Here is a 16362-nt window from a genome sequence, read left to right as displayed (position 1 = left end):
ATGGGTACGTCCGCATCGTCTACAGGACCGAATAACAAGAGTCCGCTAATTCCATCTTGGGCAGAGCAAGGAGATCCCGTCACAATAGAGCCTGCATCAGGTACTGATGGGGATGAGCAAACTGGTTCTGATAACAATCAATCTGATGATCAGAATGACCATACCAACGATATTGACAATGACAAGGTTCAACAAGAAATCGGTGGTTCGCCAACAGCAACGCCACCTCCAAATAGGTTTGCCAGCGCCAGAAGAGCATTTGGTAAATATGCACAAACAGGTGGCTCAACCTCAGATCTAAGGCGTTCATTAAAAAGTTACTCTAGAAAAGGCTCTGGCGGAGGTAAAAGCACAAGCCGGAGACTAGCAAGCGGTATAACGGCTGGTTCTGGATTGCTTGGTGTCATGCGTGGCGACACCGTAACGGTTAATAATCAAAGCTTATCATTAGGTGATCTAACTGGGTTATCGACTGACCAAGCAATTGACAAAATTGCTAGTCATTTGGCACCTGATAATGCCGATTCGGATGCTGTAAGAGTTGCGTTGGATTACGCACTAGAAGAAGCACTCCCCGATACAGAAGAATTTGACCCAAACAGTTTTACTGACGAAGTTATTCAAGAAGCCATAGGCTGTTATTTAACAGATCTTATTTTTCAGGATGTGGTTGAAGGCATGGGCAGAGCTTGGTTTCATGTTGAGCCTGCAAGTAGGCATCATCAAATGGAAGTAGAATTAAGGGAATTAATAAAAGTGATCACACAAGAGCAGTTAGACAAAGTAACTAATGGCAACCCTAGTACTATTAGCAAGGAAAATATTACTAAAATTCAAGCTGATGCAATTGCAATGACAGTGGATGAATGGGAGAGTTTTGATGACTAATTTTTATTTTAACCATGACCCAGCTAACTTGCCTGATTTTTCTGAAGACTGTCATCCTGTCCAAATGTTTCACACGCATCAAAATGACATCACTAAGCACAGCTTGGTGTCAAAACAACTACTACAAACAGTTCGTGATTTAGGATTGCATGTAGATGCTGATGCAATAGATCTGATAACAATTGCAACCGCCGTTACCGCCGCTGATACATTTGAATTGAGGGATAATGCAGAAAATGCATGGGCTAGAAAAATGCACTTGCATGTTCCTGTTACCGATGAGGATATGTGGAATACTGTTGAGCCTGAACTAAGTTCTTTGCTCAACTTTCTAACGGGCGATCAATGGCAGTTTACTTTTGAAAAAACAACTATGCCGATGCCGACTCCTAAAACAAGTGAGCAAGCGAAAGCAAAAGCAAAATCATTAATTGGACTCAACTCAGTCTGCCTTTTTTCAGGAGGTCTTGATAGCGCCGTTGGTGCAATTGACATTTTAAACGGAGAGTCAGCCTTAAAACCGCTTTTGATTAGTCACGCTTATCGTGGTGATGGCGCAAAACAGGAAGATATTAAGCAATTATTGTCCCCGCCATTCGGCGAATTGTCCTATTCAATGTCTCCTCATATTATCAAGCAGTTAGAAGGTAAAACTGACATTAGCATGAGGGGAAGAAGCTTCAACTTCCTAGCTATGGCGGTACTTGGCATATCAGCCTTAAGAAATGCTAATTGCGATAGCAGTATTGAAACTATTGTCGTCCCTGAGAATGGCTATATTTCTATAAATCCACCGCTTACCAGAAGACGGATTGGTAGCCATAGTACTAGAACTACACATCCTAATTTTCTAAGCAGGCTTGAATCTTTGCTTAGAGACACTGGGTTTCATGTCAAATTTGTAAACCCCTATCAATTCAAAACTAAAGGTGAAATGTTAGCGGAATGTGTTGATCAAGACGCAATTAGAAAAGCTGTTCCTCTGAGTGTTTCATGTAGTCATTGGCACAGAGAGCATAAACAGTGTGGACATTGTGTACCTTGTCTTATTCGAAGAGCGTCAGTTTTTCATGCTGGTTTTACACAAGATGCGCCATACAAGACAAAGAGGTTGAAAGGGCTTATGAAAGAAAAAGATACGCGTGATGATCTTCAAGCGGTTCAAACAGCCATTATTAGATTGAAACAATCCGATAACTATCGTTCTTGGCTTCGAAAGTCAGGACCAATACCACAAGAAAAAGATATACGAGAAAAATTAGAATCAACTATTAAGCGAGGATTGGCAGAGGTTGAATTATTTCTCCAAGCGGATAAATCATCATGATGGATCTTCATTGCCATGTTGATTTATATCCAGATTATCAAGAGGTATTGAACGACATAAAAAGCAGTAATTATTACGTGCTATCAGTAACTACGGTGCCGTCAGCTTTTGAAGGTACTGTCCAGTTAACAAGTGACATAAAACACTGTAAAACGGCTTTGGGTCTGCACCCTCAACTTGCTCATTTAAGGAAAAATGAACTACCTCTATTCGATAAGCTAGTTGATAGAACTAGATATATTGGAGAAATTGGGCTGGATGGCTCAAAAGGTTATGCTGATTACTTTGATGATCAATTAGAGGTTTTTACGCATATTTTGAAAAAATGTGAAGGCTTTGATAACAAAATATTAACTATCCATAGTCTCAACGCGACAGGTGAAGTACTTGAACAACTTAAGTTATACCCCAATGCTGGTACTGCCATTCTTCATTGGTTTTTAGGTACTAAGAAGCAAGTTCTAGAAGCCGTCGAGCTAGGCTGTTTCTTTTCTATTGGGCCAGCCATGCTTACTTCAGCCAGAGCTAAAAAAGTAATATCGTGGATACCTCAAGATAGGATTTTACTCGAAACTGATGGCCCTTTCGCCAAAGTGGCGGGGAATATTCTGTTTCCTTCAAGTGTTGGCACTGTTACTGAATATCTGGCTGAAATTTGGTGTAAAAATAAGGCTTCGATAATTGAGCAACTGTCAGCAAACCTTAGGTGTTTAACATCAGTCAAGTAACTAATTATACGTCACGTAATCTTATAACAATTTTATTCAGGTTTAATCGATTTGTTTGAAGTATTTGTATTAGCTATAGCACTCAGTATGGACGTGTTTGCAGTATCCATAGGCTTAGGTTCTAAAAAAGTAGCAAATGCTGAAAAACTCTTTATTAAAGCCGTTGCTTATTTTGGATTTTTCCAAGGCTTTATACCTCTTTTAGGCTATTACAGCGGTAAAGGATGATCATCTTGGATTGAAGATTATGCACCTTGGATAGCTTTTATTTTGCTATTATTTATCGGTGGCAAAAATGATTTATGAGTCCCAATCTGAAGGAATTGAAGAAGATATTGCTAATGTTACTCATCGTGTGCTATTTGTTCTTGCTATTGCCGCCAGTATTGATGCAATGGCGGCAGGTTATGCAATCACATTGCTTGAGGTAGATATAGCCGTAGCTTGCTTGATAATAGGCGTCACGACGTTTGCCTTTAGCTAGATTGGTGTGAATATCGGCGAAAGAAGTGGCGTATGGCTGGAGTCTAAAGCTGAACTATTTGGTGGTTTAGTGTTAATCGCAATCGCATTTAAGATATTACTTGGTTGGCACAGAACCACCGAATACTAGGCTACTTACCTGAGCAACATGCATTGCCTTCTTGAATAGGAGGACACTTAACTGTTCCATAAGAGCAGTAAACGCAACAATCACCTTTGAACGGTTTAAGTAGTGCTTTACAGCTTTCGCATTCGTAATACCATTGGCAAGCGTTTGTAGGCATGGTTTCAACTTTGCTAAATCCACATTCAGGGCAAGTTATCTTAGATTTTAATTCTATACCTTGCATACTGGTTCCTTAATGGGCTTAACAATATCTAAAATAGACATTACGACCATCCAAATGATCCCAAAGTAAAATAAGTAAGTGCTCCAGTCGTATTGCCATAAAGGATAAAGGGTCAGCAATACTGCAATTGGGCCAATGACACTTAAAATGCCTCTTAATGACTCTCGATGTTGATACCAATTATAGAAATTAACTAACAACGCTAGTGAAGCAAATAATGGCAATAAGGTGTTCACCGCTATCCCTTCAAAATGTGAAAGAAAACCTAACCCAAGAGCAGATGCCAATGAGCCGAGCGCAGGAAAACATGCTGTGCAACTAAGGGCGGCTAGCCAAACGCCACCAGAACCTACTTTATCTAGAATTTTATTGATCATAACTATCTACCTCAATTTTTAAGGTAGTATAAACTCCGTACATAAGTACGGGGTCAATAGCTATTTAAGTGAATTTATTACCGGGCAGGATTGAGGGTCTTGATTGGCCTTGCAAGAATCTGTCATATCTTGAATTACTTTCTCTAACCGCTGTAAATCAGCAATTTTATTACGGATGAGATTAAGTTTTTGCAATCCCATCGATTCTATATCAGCGCAACTGCTACTTAGTGACATCAGTGATTCAATTTCTTTCAGCGTAAACCCTAATGCTTTAGCTTTCAGAATAAATTTGAGTTGATTAGCGTGTGTCTCGTCATACTTTCGATAACCTGATTCGGGTTTTGGAGGCTGCTCTATTAAACCTTGGCGCTCATAAAAGCGGATCGTTTCAACATTGATATCTAAATCTTTTGCCAGTTTTCCAATGGTTCTCATAAACATACTCTTTAGAAGCAGAGACATCATTATACAATTAATGCGGATTGCCTAAACTCAATTTTATTGCATGAACGGGGTCGCTAAGCGTCCGCTTTGTAGAATTAAGTTCACATATCCAGATCACTCTGACCGTCTCTTGTTCGCTCTTGCTGCCTGTCAGGTGAAGTCTAAACCTAATCAACAAAACTGTAAGATGAGATATGAGCTACTACATCTAATCTATTGTTTCGTTGAAACTAATTCAATAATTTCACCAGTAGACGTATCCACTCTTATTTCTGTATGTTGCCCTGAGTGCTGAAGTTGATTTTTTAAATCAGCATTAATCAGTTTGAGCTTATCTATTTCAGCGTACATTTCTTGTAATCGCACCAGTAGCTTTTCAAAATCCTTATCGATTTCCTTAGGGTCAATCTCGTTTTTTTGCTTTTCTTTAGCAAGCTTGCTTTTTAGTTCGGCTACCTTTGTTCTGAGTTGTTTTATTAAATTATCTTTATTTTTTTCTTCCCAAGTTAATTGAGCTTTTTCAATATTTTCTCGTAACTTTACCCATTTTTCTTCTTCTTTAGATAGATTTGCAATATTTCTTTTAGCTCTCGTTGCTACTGCATTTTTGGTTATCTTGCTGCCATCAGATTTCATCTCTTCAAAAGCACGTTTTATATCATCGTATGCGCTACTCATGCTTGTTCTCCTTGGTTTGTATGCGCTTTGCCTTCATCTAATACATAGTCAGCTGCTGCTATATTATTTTTCCAGTGAATAGCAAATAGCTCGTAATCTTCTTGCTCTTCTTTGGTTAATGCCGCATATGCCTCTAGTTTCTGCGTTGCTTCTTTTTTTATTATTTGCCAATTGACCTTGTGGCGTTTGGTAATGATTTTACTACCACAATACACACAGCCACTAGGGATTCCTGCTCCTTTTATCTTGCAAGCTTCTCCCGCAGTGCAGTACCCCGTAGGTAAGCCACGTATGTTTTTAATATTTTTGACGAGAAATTTTTTCAGTTCTTCAATTGAACTGAAATGGATCTGCTTAATCACAGTCGAATCTTTACTTTGACTATCAGTAATACCTATTATCAGATCTTTAGATGTTTTATTAATTTGCTCACCAGCACCACCTTTAAGTGATTGTGACTCGGCTTCATCTATTAACTCTTCTGCAACACGGTCAATTAAAATCTCATTAAACTCTTCAGTAGTTTTAATTAAAGTTGTTGAGGCCAAAAATGCTCTTCGAGTATAAACAAACGTCATTAGGCTAGTTAAATGTTTAAATTGATATCTAATATCATCAAGCTCACCTAATTTATTGGCAATGACAAAGTAGGCCAACGTATGTCGAAACATGTGAGCGGTTAATCTAAACGTATCGCCTTCTTCGTATGGGACACCTCTATTCTCTCCTCTAACCTCTTTGTAGTTAGATTCAAGGCGTTCAAGCTCTGCTATATCATCATCGTCTAGAGTTAAGTCAAAAAGCTCAATGTTTTCACTGTTTTTAACCTCAAATTTTGTGAATCGCCCAGCATCGCTAAAACTAACACTACAGCTACTATGTGAAACCCCGAAAAGACGGTTTCTTTCTAACCCTTCTTTCAAATTGTGTGCTTGACTACTTGTTATATTGGCTCTGCATGAAGAAAGTACAGCTTTTGCCCTTTCTTGCATACCGATCACATATTTTTCGTAAATACCAACACACTCATGTACTTCAGCGTTTGAAAACCATTCCATCTCAACCTTACTGTTGTCGGTTTTGGTCATAATTGCCGTAATGTAATAAATATCATCTTTGTAATTGGCACAGCCAACCTTGCATGTAAGTACTTCGTTATATCTCATACCTGTATAGGCCAAGATATTAATGTATGTGGCTAATTTTAAATCTTCTAATTCTTCGGATAATTGAATGAATTCCTCTTCATTGGGTAAGTTTCTTACATGTTTTGCTATTAGCTCACCTGTATTCATTTTGGGCGGTGGTTCAATGGAGCCTTCATGTAAACTATCTATTAAGCGTGCATTTAATTCTAGCCATCGTTCTATCTTATCCTTAGAGTTTTCAACTATTTTTTCTGCAAACTTCAGAATTTTTTTCATTACTTTAGTAGGAATGACAGGGTGCGAATAAGTGACTGGTCTCGGATGGTGTAACTCGTTTAGTTGGTTAAGCACATCAATAAAAACACTACACACCTTAGGGCCAAAAAGACGAAAGCTTCGTTGCACGTCAAATAGTTTAGTAAATGAGTGTGATTGTCTGTAAATAGCTATTTTCCCGACTTCATATAAATAGTCTTTTATGAGATTCCTAATAACTAAGTCAGATTTGAACTCCAACTCATGAAATGAGTGATAACCTCTTTGTCTTAAGAAGGCTGCAATTAAATTTAGATACGTTACATCATTTTGAAGTGTAGAGATTTTTAGAGGTTTACCGCCTACAACATCACCATGTGTGAGTTTAATTAGTGAATAAATTCGAATTTGATATGCTAATTCATCAACACCTTTAAAATTCACATTTCTTTGCGTTTCTTCATAGCTTATCCAAGTGTCATCGCCAAAGTGAATAGTGCCATGTTTAGCAATATTCAATGCTCTGTTTTCCCACAAAGCAATCGAATTAAAAGCGCTAGTATCATCAACTTTAAAATCTTCTAACACCTGAACCAAAGGTTTTATAGTGATTTGACCTGTATGTGTTTTTACAACAGCGATATCAAGTAGTTTTGTTTTAGTTATCTCTTTGGTCATAGCAAACCTGTGTTTTTCCAATGAGGATGAATACCCTCTGTTCTCAATAATTCTTTTCCATCAATCACAGCTTGAGCATTAAGCTTGGCAATATCAGTTAATATTTCGTTAACTCTATTTTTCAACTGCTCTATGTTTTCCAGTTGCTCTGTTACAGAGTCAAATGTTGCGGCTGAGTTTTCCATATCAGCAACAACAAAATCCCGGTATGACAAAAGTTTCCAAACATGCAATGCGTCAGCAACACAGCGATAGAACGGACACCACAAGCATGCGTTAAAGTCGGCACATGCATGCTCGTTTGTATCTCGCTGGTCTAATAATTTCCTGTTTTGAGATTCGAATGCCACTACTGCGGATTTATCTTTTGAGTTAATGCATGTGCCATTCGGGACTTTTTTACCGTCTTCTGGTGGAGTCTGCAAAATGATTACTTTGTCGGTAACATCGCGAACAAAATAGTCTGCCATTGTTTTTGTCGCTCTGTTGATTGTCATTGCAACATCTTTGTTATCTTGCATTAAATAATGACGCAAGAACGTTTCATAAGAGTGCTTGCCAGCTTTTTGATACCACTTAAATTCTTTGGCAACTTTTCGGTAAATGTAGTTAAGCCCTGATTTTCTGATCTTTTGCGAATTAAATACGATATCACACCCAAGCTCAGTCAATATCCTATCTATAGTGGTCTTGAAACGTGATGCTGTTAATAATTGAATCTTTACTTCTCCAATACTATTTACTTTGGGAAAAACAAAAATTCTTTTTGATAGGTTCTCAATAGAAGGGCGGTAAATAGACGTAAGTCTAGTCGCAGCCTTAATATCAAATATTACTGGTTCGACAACGTCGCCGTATAAGACGCCTTCTTTTTCTAGATCTTCGGCTTTAATTTCAAATTTATGCCATTGAGTTTGATAATTAGCTCGGCGTTTAAATAAACGAAGAGCAGGAGTTTTACTTGAATGTAATGGCGTGTTAAAGAAAAATAAGTCGTCAGTATCAAGCTCTAGCGTAGGAGTTGAATTCCAACCAGTTTTCAATATGACTTTTGCTGCATAAAGTGTAACTTTGTCTTTAATTGTGAGTAAGGTCTCAGAAAGCCCTTTTTCTATGTAATATGCTAATTCTACTACTTCTCTATATGAGTAGAGTTTATCTTGATTCTGAGATAGTTGCTCTTGATGTTGTGCAGTTAATTCGGTGTTGACCGGAAAGCTTTTAATAGTATCTAGACCATAAAACGATAGTAATTTGTCGATAGCGCTCTGATATTGATTACCAACAAAAACCGACAAATCGCCTTGTTTTGATTTTAGTTGAATTGCCTCTCTTATAGCCTTTAGTATCTCACAGTTATTTTCAACAAAAGCATGAACCCCATGACTGGCAATAAGCTTCATTTGTTCATCTGTTAATGATGATGCATTTTCTTTCAATGCTCTAGCCATACTACCTATGTAACCTTTGAGAGTGACGATACCTATGCTCTCGCCATCAATTCGCTTTGTAAAAACTTTATGGTATTCGACTAGGTTTTGATAAAATTTATAGGCATTGTCATATACCCACTCATGCTTCTGCCATTCGGTAGTGTCACTTTCTTTAAGGTAATAGCCCAATGAGTAGGGTAATAAACTTTCCTTTGCGATTTTTTCACCCGTAACAAAGTGGTAAAGGTCCAATGCAGCGTTTAGTAGCAGTAAAAACTGCTGGTTATTTTGAGTTTCTTCTTGGTAATGCTTATAAAGGTATTTAAATCCCTGAAGGCCATTTTCTGCAAACCCTTGAATTCCACGCTCACTAAGCAGCTTAATTATTGGTGATGCTACGCTACCAGCACTATTCAACCACCTTGGAAATGATAAAGTTGAGGATCTAACTCTTGTTGTATTAGCTTCCGAAGCGCTTGCTATCTGATTTTTCAAAAAAGCATCAACTTCATTGCCAAATTTGGATGATATGCTTTGTGCATACCCTATTACTTCGGCTTCAGTTTTAAATTGATTGACTCTAGCTTTACCCCACACATCGGGTAGTATAAATTTTAAAAAAGTACGGAAGTTGTGATTGCATATAAATGATGAAACGAATTCCCTATCCTGTAATGTTGCCAATAATGGCAGTTTGACGCGTTCAGTATTCTTAAAAGTATCATGTAGACAAAGATTTATAATAGCTGTCGCAGTTTTGAGGATATTGTCCCTAATAGAAGAATCTTTGAGGCTTAATTCTGGAAGGACGAGATAGTCCAGATATTTATTTAGTAATTTACGAATCTCTTTTACTTGATGGAATTCAAGTTCGAATAATTTAGTTATGTCGATTGAAGTAGCCCCATTTACTAGCCTAAAAGGAGCGTTGATAGCGTTATCATAAAAATGAAACTTAGCTAAGTTTTCTAAGGCTTCTTCTATACGAGTAGCATAACTAGGTAGCTTGACATCATTTATTTCATTAATGCAAAAGTATTCCAGTTCTTGCCAAATTTCAAAGTCTGATAGAGCATTTAATCCCGAAGTTTGAATTGATGTCGCAGTATCTGTACTAACCTTATTAAGGGCTAGAGGAAGAGTGTGTTGTAAACTGACACAAGCATTCCGCAAGCGACTCATTGAAATAGCAGTGTCGTCATCTGCGCTAATATTGTTTTCTTTGTCATATGCCCTGTTAAATAAAACGTCTAACTGTTTGGCTAGAACAATTGAATGAGGTTTAAATCTAGCAGGAATACGATTGGACTTCCGCGTTTTAACTTGCTGCTGCATCTTCAGCCTCACGCATCAGTAATTCGTCAACATCACCGTAGATATCTTTCACCCACTCTGACATTGCTCCGTATGCATCCACTGCTACACTTTTGGCAAAGTCGATGTAACGTTTGGTTGTTTTAAAACTTTCGTGACTCATCAAGGTCATTAGTGTCTGTCTGATGGAACTCTCCGATTCACCTTTGTCAATTAGGTATTTAGCGACATAAGTAGCAAAGGTAGCGCGTAAGTCATGGAATGTGCGTAATAGTATTTCTAATCCCTGCTTCCTTTGTTCTTTTCTAACTATGGAAATAGTATTCCCCGGTGTATCTTCGCTTATCCGCGATCCTGAACTATTCATAAACAAAGGAAGCGGATGTTCACTATTGTCCATACCATGATTAGTCTCATGTTTGGTACGTCGCTTCATATTTTGAATTGTCAAAGTGTGATTGTACAAAAGCTTCATTAGAACTCGCGCTATTGTTAATCTCACTGGCTTATGTCCTTTTCGTACAATGTTCAATTTTGGAATACGTTTCTCGTTTTCTTTTTCATCAGGATCAAAAAGGTCTTTCTGGTCGATGGCTGAAATCTCAAAAGAACGAAGTCCACCTAGCAAAGCACATTGCAAATAAAGCTTATAAGTCTCTTTTTGAGCCGTATCCGTCTCCAGCAACTGTTTAAGTTCTTTTGGAGAATATGGTTGTAGATCTTTTTCGGGTGAGTCTTCCTTTTGTTTCAATGTATTTGGAATGCTCAAATTACTAACCCACTTCCATAAGCCTCCAGAACGTGTGTTGCTAGTAGGTAATTGAAACAATGAACTTACACTTGATTTAGCTTTCGATTTAATACGTACCTGTTTGTATTCAAGTGAGAAGGGGAGGCTATCTATAGCCCCGCGCTTATGGCTCCATATATAGAATGCTTTAACAGCTCTAATTCGTTCTTGAGCGCTGTTAAAGCTTATGCGTTTAGACTTATCTTTGGTTTCGACTCTTTCACATAAATGTTTGTGATATCTCCACACAGGTAACCTAGAAATATCATCATCTACAGATTGTTTTGAAAGTGGTGCAGCTATTACTTCAAAATAGGATGCATCATCTTTATCCAACCAATCTAAGAAAGCTTTTAAGTGCTTAGCTATACTGCAAACAGACTTAACATCTAATGGCTTTCCCGGTTGGCTGGCATGATAAGCGTCACTAAAAGCCTCATTGTCTATTTGATTCTTTTTGAGACTGAAATGACCTTCAAAGCGGTGCATTAAAAATAAGTTCATTTCTTGGCATTCGGTGAAGCGAGTCGGGTGATATAGCACTGGAAAATTAGGTTCTATTTTATCGTGCCTATATGAGTGAGTTCTGATGCCTTTTTCAGTCTTAATAGGTTGCCCTGATTTATCGAGGTGAAAAGACATTCCTTTTCCAAAGTTGACTGATGCTTTAATTATTTTAGTTTTTGTTGTATTTCGAAGTATCATTTTCGTTCACCTTTGATTCTTAGCTAGAGTATGTGTGTAAAAACTTTTTTGTTCAAGTTTATTAAGGGTATGATAGTATTATATCAATTCGGGGGTGATTTTGGATGAGAGTCAAAACTTAACTGCGTCGCAGTTGAAAACTATTATCACTCGCTGTGGCGAAGGCACTAAGCTAATTTGCTCAGGTAACCTTGCTCAAATCGATAGTAACTACTTGACCCCAGTGACCTCTGGCTTAACTTATATTGTTGAACGTTTTAAAGATTTTGAGGGCAGTGCTACTGTTAACTTAAATGGTGTAGTACGTAGCAGGTTAGCCAGCTTTGCTGAAGAAAATTTATAGCTTGCCAGTATACTTATGCCTCGTTAACCTAGCTGTAACGAGGTAAGGTACATATAAGCCAGTGAATTTTTTACCATTAAAGCATTATTATCGCTCTTTGGCAGTGGCACTTATTGTGCCGCTGCTGGTGGCGTTTTTTTTGTGTTTACACCTGTATAACTTAAAACTTGAGCGAGTGATAGAAAGCAGGCAAAACGGATTTAATAATATTACTGCTCAGCTTTCCCATGCGATGAATGCCGCGGATGGCCTCATAGACACCATGTTCAAGCTTTATGAACAGCCACTTTCTTATGATTTTGATCCTAGTTGGACACGTAATGTGAATCAATATGATCACTATTACTATCAAAGTGTGGGCGATGGAGTGGGGGAGATAGTCGGGCAAGGAAAGTTTGCCTCAACGGCTTATGCAATTAATCAATGGCGACGAGTTATTGCCCTCGGCCCCTCGTTTAATACCACTCTGTCACTTATTCAATCTTTAGAAGCCGTGGCTTATGTTAATGAGCAAGGTTTTGTTTATATTAAGCGCCGTAGCATAACAAAAAGTGAATTTCTGACCAGTGTGTTAGATAATAAATTTCGACCTTTATTAATAAATAGCAACAATCTTGCCTCTAGCTCAGTGTTGACCATTAATGGTCATGCCTATTTTGCAATTGGCAAGCAAAGAGCTGCTAATAGTCGCGATTACATTGTGTTGATTTATGATCTTGAAGCAATTTCTAATTGGTTAAAAAAAATAGCGCCTAACTATGGTGAGTATATTTTTATCAATCAAGATAACCAAGTTATTGCCAGCTCAAAGGCAACGCTTAATACGACCATTAGTGCCAGCTCAAAGGCAACGCTTAATACGACCATTAGTGCCAGCGAACATTGGCCGCATGTCGCGGTAGATATGCGCAAAAATAACGATAGTCATTTAGTACAAGAAGCTACCAACTTACCTATTTACACTCGTTTCTATGAATCACAGCAAGCTCTTAGTGAACCAGTTGGCTATGACATCTTTTTAGAGTTCGCATTTTTGAGTGTTTTTTTAGTGATGATGTTCAGCGCTGTTTTTTGGTTGAGTCAGCGCATTTTTGTAAAACCGATGACGCACTTAATGAATTACCTTGAGCAGCATGATGAAGGCAAACAAGCGTTAGTTCATTATCGGATTCCTGTTGATTGGCAGCCTTGGTTCAGCCGTGTGAAAAAGGTGTTTAGTCGTAATGAGGAGCTCGTTCAATCTTTACAAGAGGCAAATAAAGCGCTTGATTCCCAAGTACAGGTAAAGTCAAAACAATTGCGCCGTAGTATTGATGCGAAAGAGCGTCACTTAGCGTTATTAAATACTATGCTAAATAACGTGCCGGATCTTATTTACTTTAAGAATATCGATGGCTCGTTTTTAGGCTGTAATAAGGCGTATGAGCGTTATATTGGCTTGCCACAAGAGAAGTTAGTGGGCCAGCAATTATGTGATATTAGTGATGATAACGGCGAATTAAACGAGCTTGAAAAGCAAGTGCTTAAAGACCGCCAAGCTTATCAAAAAAGATTGACCACAGAAGATAGTAGTTATCTGTTTAGCATTGTGCCATTTTACAACGAGCATCAGCAATTTCTTGGCACTATGGCGATTGGTCGTGATATTACCGAGCAGCATAATGCGCTTAATGCATTACAAAGCTCTGAAGCTAAATTACGCAGTGCTATGGAATATGCTGCTAATGGAGTGCTGTTGGTTTCGCTTGAAGATCAGGTGCTGCAAGCAAATAAAGCAGCACGTAGAATCTTTGCAATTGAAAACGCTAATGACCTCAAATTAATAGACTTATTTGCAGAGCCATCTTATCAGACGCTAAAGGATACCTTGACAGAGTTACTGCATGAGAAGAAAAAAGTTTATCACTTTAGTCTTGAGCAGCAAGAGCAACAACGGTGGTTACAAATTAGCGTGTCATTAGTTTGGAATGCTGAGCAAACACCGGATTACTATGTTGTTCATGTACAGGATGTGACGGATTTAGTGCAAGCAAAAGATGATGCTGAGCGAGCAACATTAGCTAAAAGCCGTTTTATAGCTAACCTAAGCCATGAAATACGCACACCACTTAATGCTGTACTAGGCTTAATTGATGTGATTGCACTGCAAGGGTTAACACAGCCGCAGCGTAACCATGCCGAGCAAGCAAAATCTGCAGCCAATAGCTTGCTTACCTTATTAAATCGTATGCTAGATTTTGCCCGCGCGGAAAGCTCGCAAGTGCAAATTAATAAAGCCCCTTTTAGTGTGCCTGATTTAATCGATTACTGTCAGGGGATCACAGCTCCCTTATGTGCGAATAAAAATATCGAGTTTAAAGTCAAATGTGACCAAAGTATTAGTGATAACTTGGTTGGTGATCAAATTTGCTTGCAGCAAGTATTAGCTAACCTACTCACTAACGCAGTAAAATTCACCGAGCAAGGTACAGTGACATTAAACTTAATGCTGGTGGAGGAATCTGCTGAGCAGCAACTTATTTGTTTTACAGTCAAAGACACCGGTATTGGTATTAGTAAGGCCGATCAAAGCCGCTTATTTGATGCATTTACCCAAGGCGATGAATCATTAACGCGCTCTCATCAGGGGGTTGGTTTAGGTTTAGCGATTGTTAAATACGAAGTTGCATTGATGGGAGGCGAAATTAAGCTTGAAAGTGAAAAAGGCAAAGGCAGTGAATTTTGCTTTTGCTTGCAGCTCGATAAAGCCGTAGAGCCTGTGAAAAAAGAGCTGGTTTCATTGCCTTCTAGTACTGATCTATCTGGACTTTTAGTACTTGCTGTGGATGATAATCCACTAAATTTAAGCATTATTAAAAGCATTTTAGAGCAAATTGATGTCACTGTTGTGTGTGCACACAGTGGTGAAAAAGGCATTGAGCTGGCAAAAAGCCTCAGACCTGATCTCATTTTTATGGATATTCAGATGCCAGAAATGGATGGTTGTCAGGCAACGCGTATTATTCGTCAGTCTTTCACTAAAGAGCAAATGCCTATTTATGCACTCACTGCACACAGTGAAAGCGAAGATATTGAGCATTCTATTTCGGCCGGTATGAATAAGCATCTCACTAAACCTATTGTTGCCAGTAAATTATTTTTAGCAATGAGTGAGTTGGATAGGCCAAAAGAAGTCTTTTTTGATCAAGCTTTTATAATGTCTCAGTTTGCAAATAATACTAAGTTAGTATTAACTATGTTGTCGAAGTTTGCGACTATGGCAGCTGAGCAGCTATTACAAATCTCTACATTAAAAACTACCAATGAGTTGGTTCGTGTAGTTCATAATGTTAAAGGATCAGCTGGCAATCTTGGTTTTAAGCGATTGTCAGCGTGCGCACAACAATGTGAAGCTAGGCTTAAAGCAGATGGCGAATTGCCCGAGCAATTAAATGATGAATTGCAATGGCAAATAAAACAGGTCATTGCATTTATCATTGAACAAGGATCTACTGATGTTGAAAAGAGCCAAGGTACTGATTGTTGATGACGATCCGTTAAATCGCTTGGTATTAGAGAAAACATTACAGCAAGACTATGATGTTTTTTGTGTAGAGAGTGGCGAAAAAGCACTGACGTTTTTAAAAACGGAGACTGTTGATTTATTGATCTTGGATATTGTGATGCCAGGCATTGACGGTTATGAAGTGCTAACTAAGTTAAAAGAAAACGCTGCCACCAGTATGTTGCCTGTTATATTCATTTCTGCAAATACCAGCCATGATGACGAAGCTAAGGGCCTTGAATTAGGCGCGATGGATTACATCACGAAACCATTTAGTGCTGCTATCGTTCGTGCCCGTGTACGCAATCAGCTGCTGATCAAACAAAAAAATGACTTACTCGAAATGCTCGCCTCAATTGATGGCTTAACTGAGATCCCAAATAGACGTTATTTGGATGAAAACTTAGCGCGAGAGTGGCGCCGGTGTCGTCGAGATCAAACTCCGTTATCAGTGTTATTAATGGATGTCGATCATTTTAAACGTTACAACGATTGCTATGGCCATCGTGCAGGTGATGACTGCTTAAAAAAAATTGCTCATGCCTTAGTTGGGGCGTGTGAGCGAGGCAGTGACTTTGTTGCTCGTTATGGTGGTGAAGAGTTTGCTGCGGTACTTCCAAATACCTTTGCCAATGAGGCTATCTCGTTTGCAAATAAACTACGAAATGCAGTGAATGAGTTAAACATTCTACACAAAGCGTCGCTAAATGCCGACCATGTCACAATTAGTATTGGTATTGCGACCACAGAAAATGGTCAGGTTTATGCAGAACAAACCTTGCTAGAAGAGGCTGATTTAGGTCTTTATCAGGCTAAAGATGCCGGGCGAGATCAAATTGTATCGAGAATGATCGCTGTAAATGAATCAGAGTAG

12 protein-coding genes and 2 pseudogenes are annotated in these 16362 nt (G+C 38.5%); 7 read left to right on the top strand and 7 right to left on the bottom strand.

Annotation, left to right across the window (positions count from 1 at the left end; all coding sequences use genetic code 11):
• The 4 genes and pseudogenes from EVU92_RS00920 (at nt 1) to EVU92_RS00905 (ending at nt 3556) form a co-directional block, all read left to right on the top strand.
• Nucleotides 1-888: a hypothetical protein gene (locus EVU92_RS00920; protein WP_130049667.1), complete on the top strand. Its 888-nt coding sequence runs from the start codon at nt 1-3 to the stop codon at nt 886-888.
• Nucleotides 881-2215 carry a Qat anti-phage system QueC-like protein QatC gene (gene qatC / locus EVU92_RS00915; RefSeq protein ID WP_045979592.1) on the top strand — a complete coding sequence of 445 codons (1335 nt, stop codon included), beginning with the start codon at nt 881-883 and terminating at the stop codon, nt 2213-2215. Before EVU92_RS00920 ends, qatC begins: the two co-directional genes overlap by 8 nt.
• Nucleotides 2212-2943, top strand: coding sequence for a Qat anti-phage system TatD family nuclease QatD (qatD, locus tag EVU92_RS00910; RefSeq protein WP_045979591.1), 732 nt, complete (start codon nt 2212-2214; stop codon nt 2941-2943). Before qatC ends, qatD begins: the two co-directional genes overlap by 4 nt.
• Before the next feature lie 51 nt (nt 2944-2994).
• Nucleotides 2995-3556, top strand: a pseudogene (locus EVU92_RS00905) (manganese efflux pump MntP family protein).
• Nucleotide 3557: 1 nt separating this feature from the next.
• Here EVU92_RS00905 and EVU92_RS21740 read toward each other — a convergent pair.
• The 7 genes from EVU92_RS21740 to EVU92_RS00870 all read right to left on the bottom strand — a co-directional run bounded on the left by EVU92_RS21740 (nt 3558) and on the right by EVU92_RS00870 (nt 11601).
• Nucleotides 3558-3776, bottom strand: coding sequence for a GDCCVxC domain-containing (seleno)protein (locus EVU92_RS21740; protein WP_062566147.1), 219 nt, complete (start codon nt 3774-3776; stop codon nt 3558-3560).
• Entirely contained in the window at nt 3764-4153 is a 390-nt protein-coding gene (gene merC / locus EVU92_RS00895; RefSeq protein WP_016708222.1) for an organomercurial transporter MerC, read from the bottom strand. Before merC ends, EVU92_RS21740 begins: the two co-directional genes overlap by 13 nt.
• Nucleotides 4154-4213: 60 nt before the next feature.
• Nucleotides 4214-4591, bottom strand: coding sequence for a MerR family transcriptional regulator (locus EVU92_RS00890; RefSeq protein WP_016708221.1), 378 nt, complete (start codon nt 4589-4591; stop codon nt 4214-4216).
• 222 nt (nt 4592-4813) lie between these two features.
• A complete protein-coding gene (locus EVU92_RS00885; RefSeq protein ID WP_016708220.1) occupies nt 4814-5278 on the bottom strand; it encodes a hypothetical protein in 465 nt (154 codons plus the stop codon).
• Nucleotides 5275-7359, bottom strand: a complete 2085-nt coding sequence (locus tag EVU92_RS00880; RefSeq protein ID WP_130049666.1) for a hypothetical protein — start codon at nt 7357-7359, stop codon at nt 5275-5277. The genes EVU92_RS00885 and EVU92_RS00880 overlap by 4 nt, the downstream gene beginning before the upstream one ends.
• The gene (locus EVU92_RS00875) at nt 7356-10127 is read right to left on the bottom strand and encodes a hypothetical protein (RefSeq protein WP_130049665.1); all 2772 of its coding nucleotides are present in this window, start codon (nt 10125-10127) and stop codon (nt 7356-7358) included. The genes EVU92_RS00880 and EVU92_RS00875 overlap by 4 nt, the downstream gene beginning before the upstream one ends.
• The gene (locus EVU92_RS00870; protein WP_130049664.1) at nt 10111-11601 is read right to left on the bottom strand and encodes a site-specific integrase; all 1491 of its coding nucleotides are present in this window, start codon (nt 11599-11601) and stop codon (nt 10111-10113) included. The genes EVU92_RS00875 and EVU92_RS00870 overlap by 17 nt, the downstream gene beginning before the upstream one ends.
• A gap of 85 nt (nt 11602-11686) precedes the next feature.
• Here EVU92_RS00870 and EVU92_RS00865 point away from each other — a divergent pair.
• The 3 genes and pseudogenes from EVU92_RS00865 to EVU92_RS00855 form a co-directional block, all read left to right on the top strand.
• Nucleotides 11687-11944: pseudogene (locus tag EVU92_RS00865) on the top strand (PhoH family protein); the annotation flags it as partial.
• 61 nt (nt 11945-12005) lie between these two features.
• On the top strand, nt 12006-15470 hold the full coding sequence (locus EVU92_RS00860; RefSeq protein ID WP_130049663.1) for a response regulator: 3465 nt from the start codon (nt 12006-12008) through the stop codon (nt 15468-15470).
• Entirely contained in the window at nt 15439-16362 is a 924-nt protein-coding gene (locus tag EVU92_RS00855) for a diguanylate cyclase (protein ID WP_130049662.1), read from the top strand. The genes EVU92_RS00860 and EVU92_RS00855 overlap by 32 nt, the downstream gene beginning before the upstream one ends.

The organism is Pseudoalteromonas sp. MEBiC 03485, from assembly GCF_004195145.1.
Lineage (GTDB): Bacteria > Pseudomonadota > Gammaproteobacteria > Enterobacterales > Alteromonadaceae > Pseudoalteromonas > Pseudoalteromonas apostichopi.
This window is presented reverse-complemented; position numbering and strand designations above follow the sequence as displayed.

What these genes read in the sequence shown, in the direction of transcription:
- EVU92_RS00920 (WP_130049667.1), top strand. Translation starts at nt 1, where the DNA reads ATGGGTACGTCCGCATCGTCTACAGGACCGAATAACAAGAGTCCGCTA.
- qatC (WP_045979592.1), top strand. Translation starts at nt 881, where the DNA reads ATGACTAATTTTTATTTTAACCATGACCCAGCTAACTTGCCTGATTTT.
- qatD (WP_045979591.1), top strand. Translation starts at nt 2,212, where the DNA reads ATGATGGATCTTCATTGCCATGTTGATTTATATCCAGATTATCAAGAG.
- EVU92_RS21740 (WP_062566147.1), bottom strand. Translation starts at nt 3,776, where the DNA reads ATGCAAGGTATAGAATTAAAATCTAAGATAACTTGCCCTGAATGTGGA.
- merC (WP_016708222.1), bottom strand. Translation starts at nt 4,153, where the DNA reads ATGATCAATAAAATTCTAGATAAAGTAGGTTCTGGTGGCGTTTGGCTA.
- EVU92_RS00890 (WP_016708221.1), bottom strand. Translation starts at nt 4,591, where the DNA reads ATGAGAACCATTGGAAAACTGGCAAAAGATTTAGATATCAATGTTGAA.
- EVU92_RS00885 (WP_016708220.1), bottom strand. Translation starts at nt 5,278, where the DNA reads ATGAGTAGCGCATACGATGATATAAAACGTGCTTTTGAAGAGATGAAA.
- EVU92_RS00880 (WP_130049666.1), bottom strand. Translation starts at nt 7,359, where the DNA reads ATGACCAAAGAGATAACTAAAACAAAACTACTTGATATCGCTGTTGTA.
- EVU92_RS00875 (WP_130049665.1), bottom strand. Translation starts at nt 10,127, where the DNA reads ATGCAGCAGCAAGTTAAAACGCGGAAGTCCAATCGTATTCCTGCTAGA.
- EVU92_RS00870 (WP_130049664.1), bottom strand. Translation starts at nt 11,601, where the DNA reads ATGATACTTCGAAATACAACAAAAACTAAAATAATTAAAGCATCAGTC.
- EVU92_RS00855 (WP_130049662.1), top strand. Translation starts at nt 15,439, where the DNA reads ATGTTGAAAAGAGCCAAGGTACTGATTGTTGATGACGATCCGTTAAAT.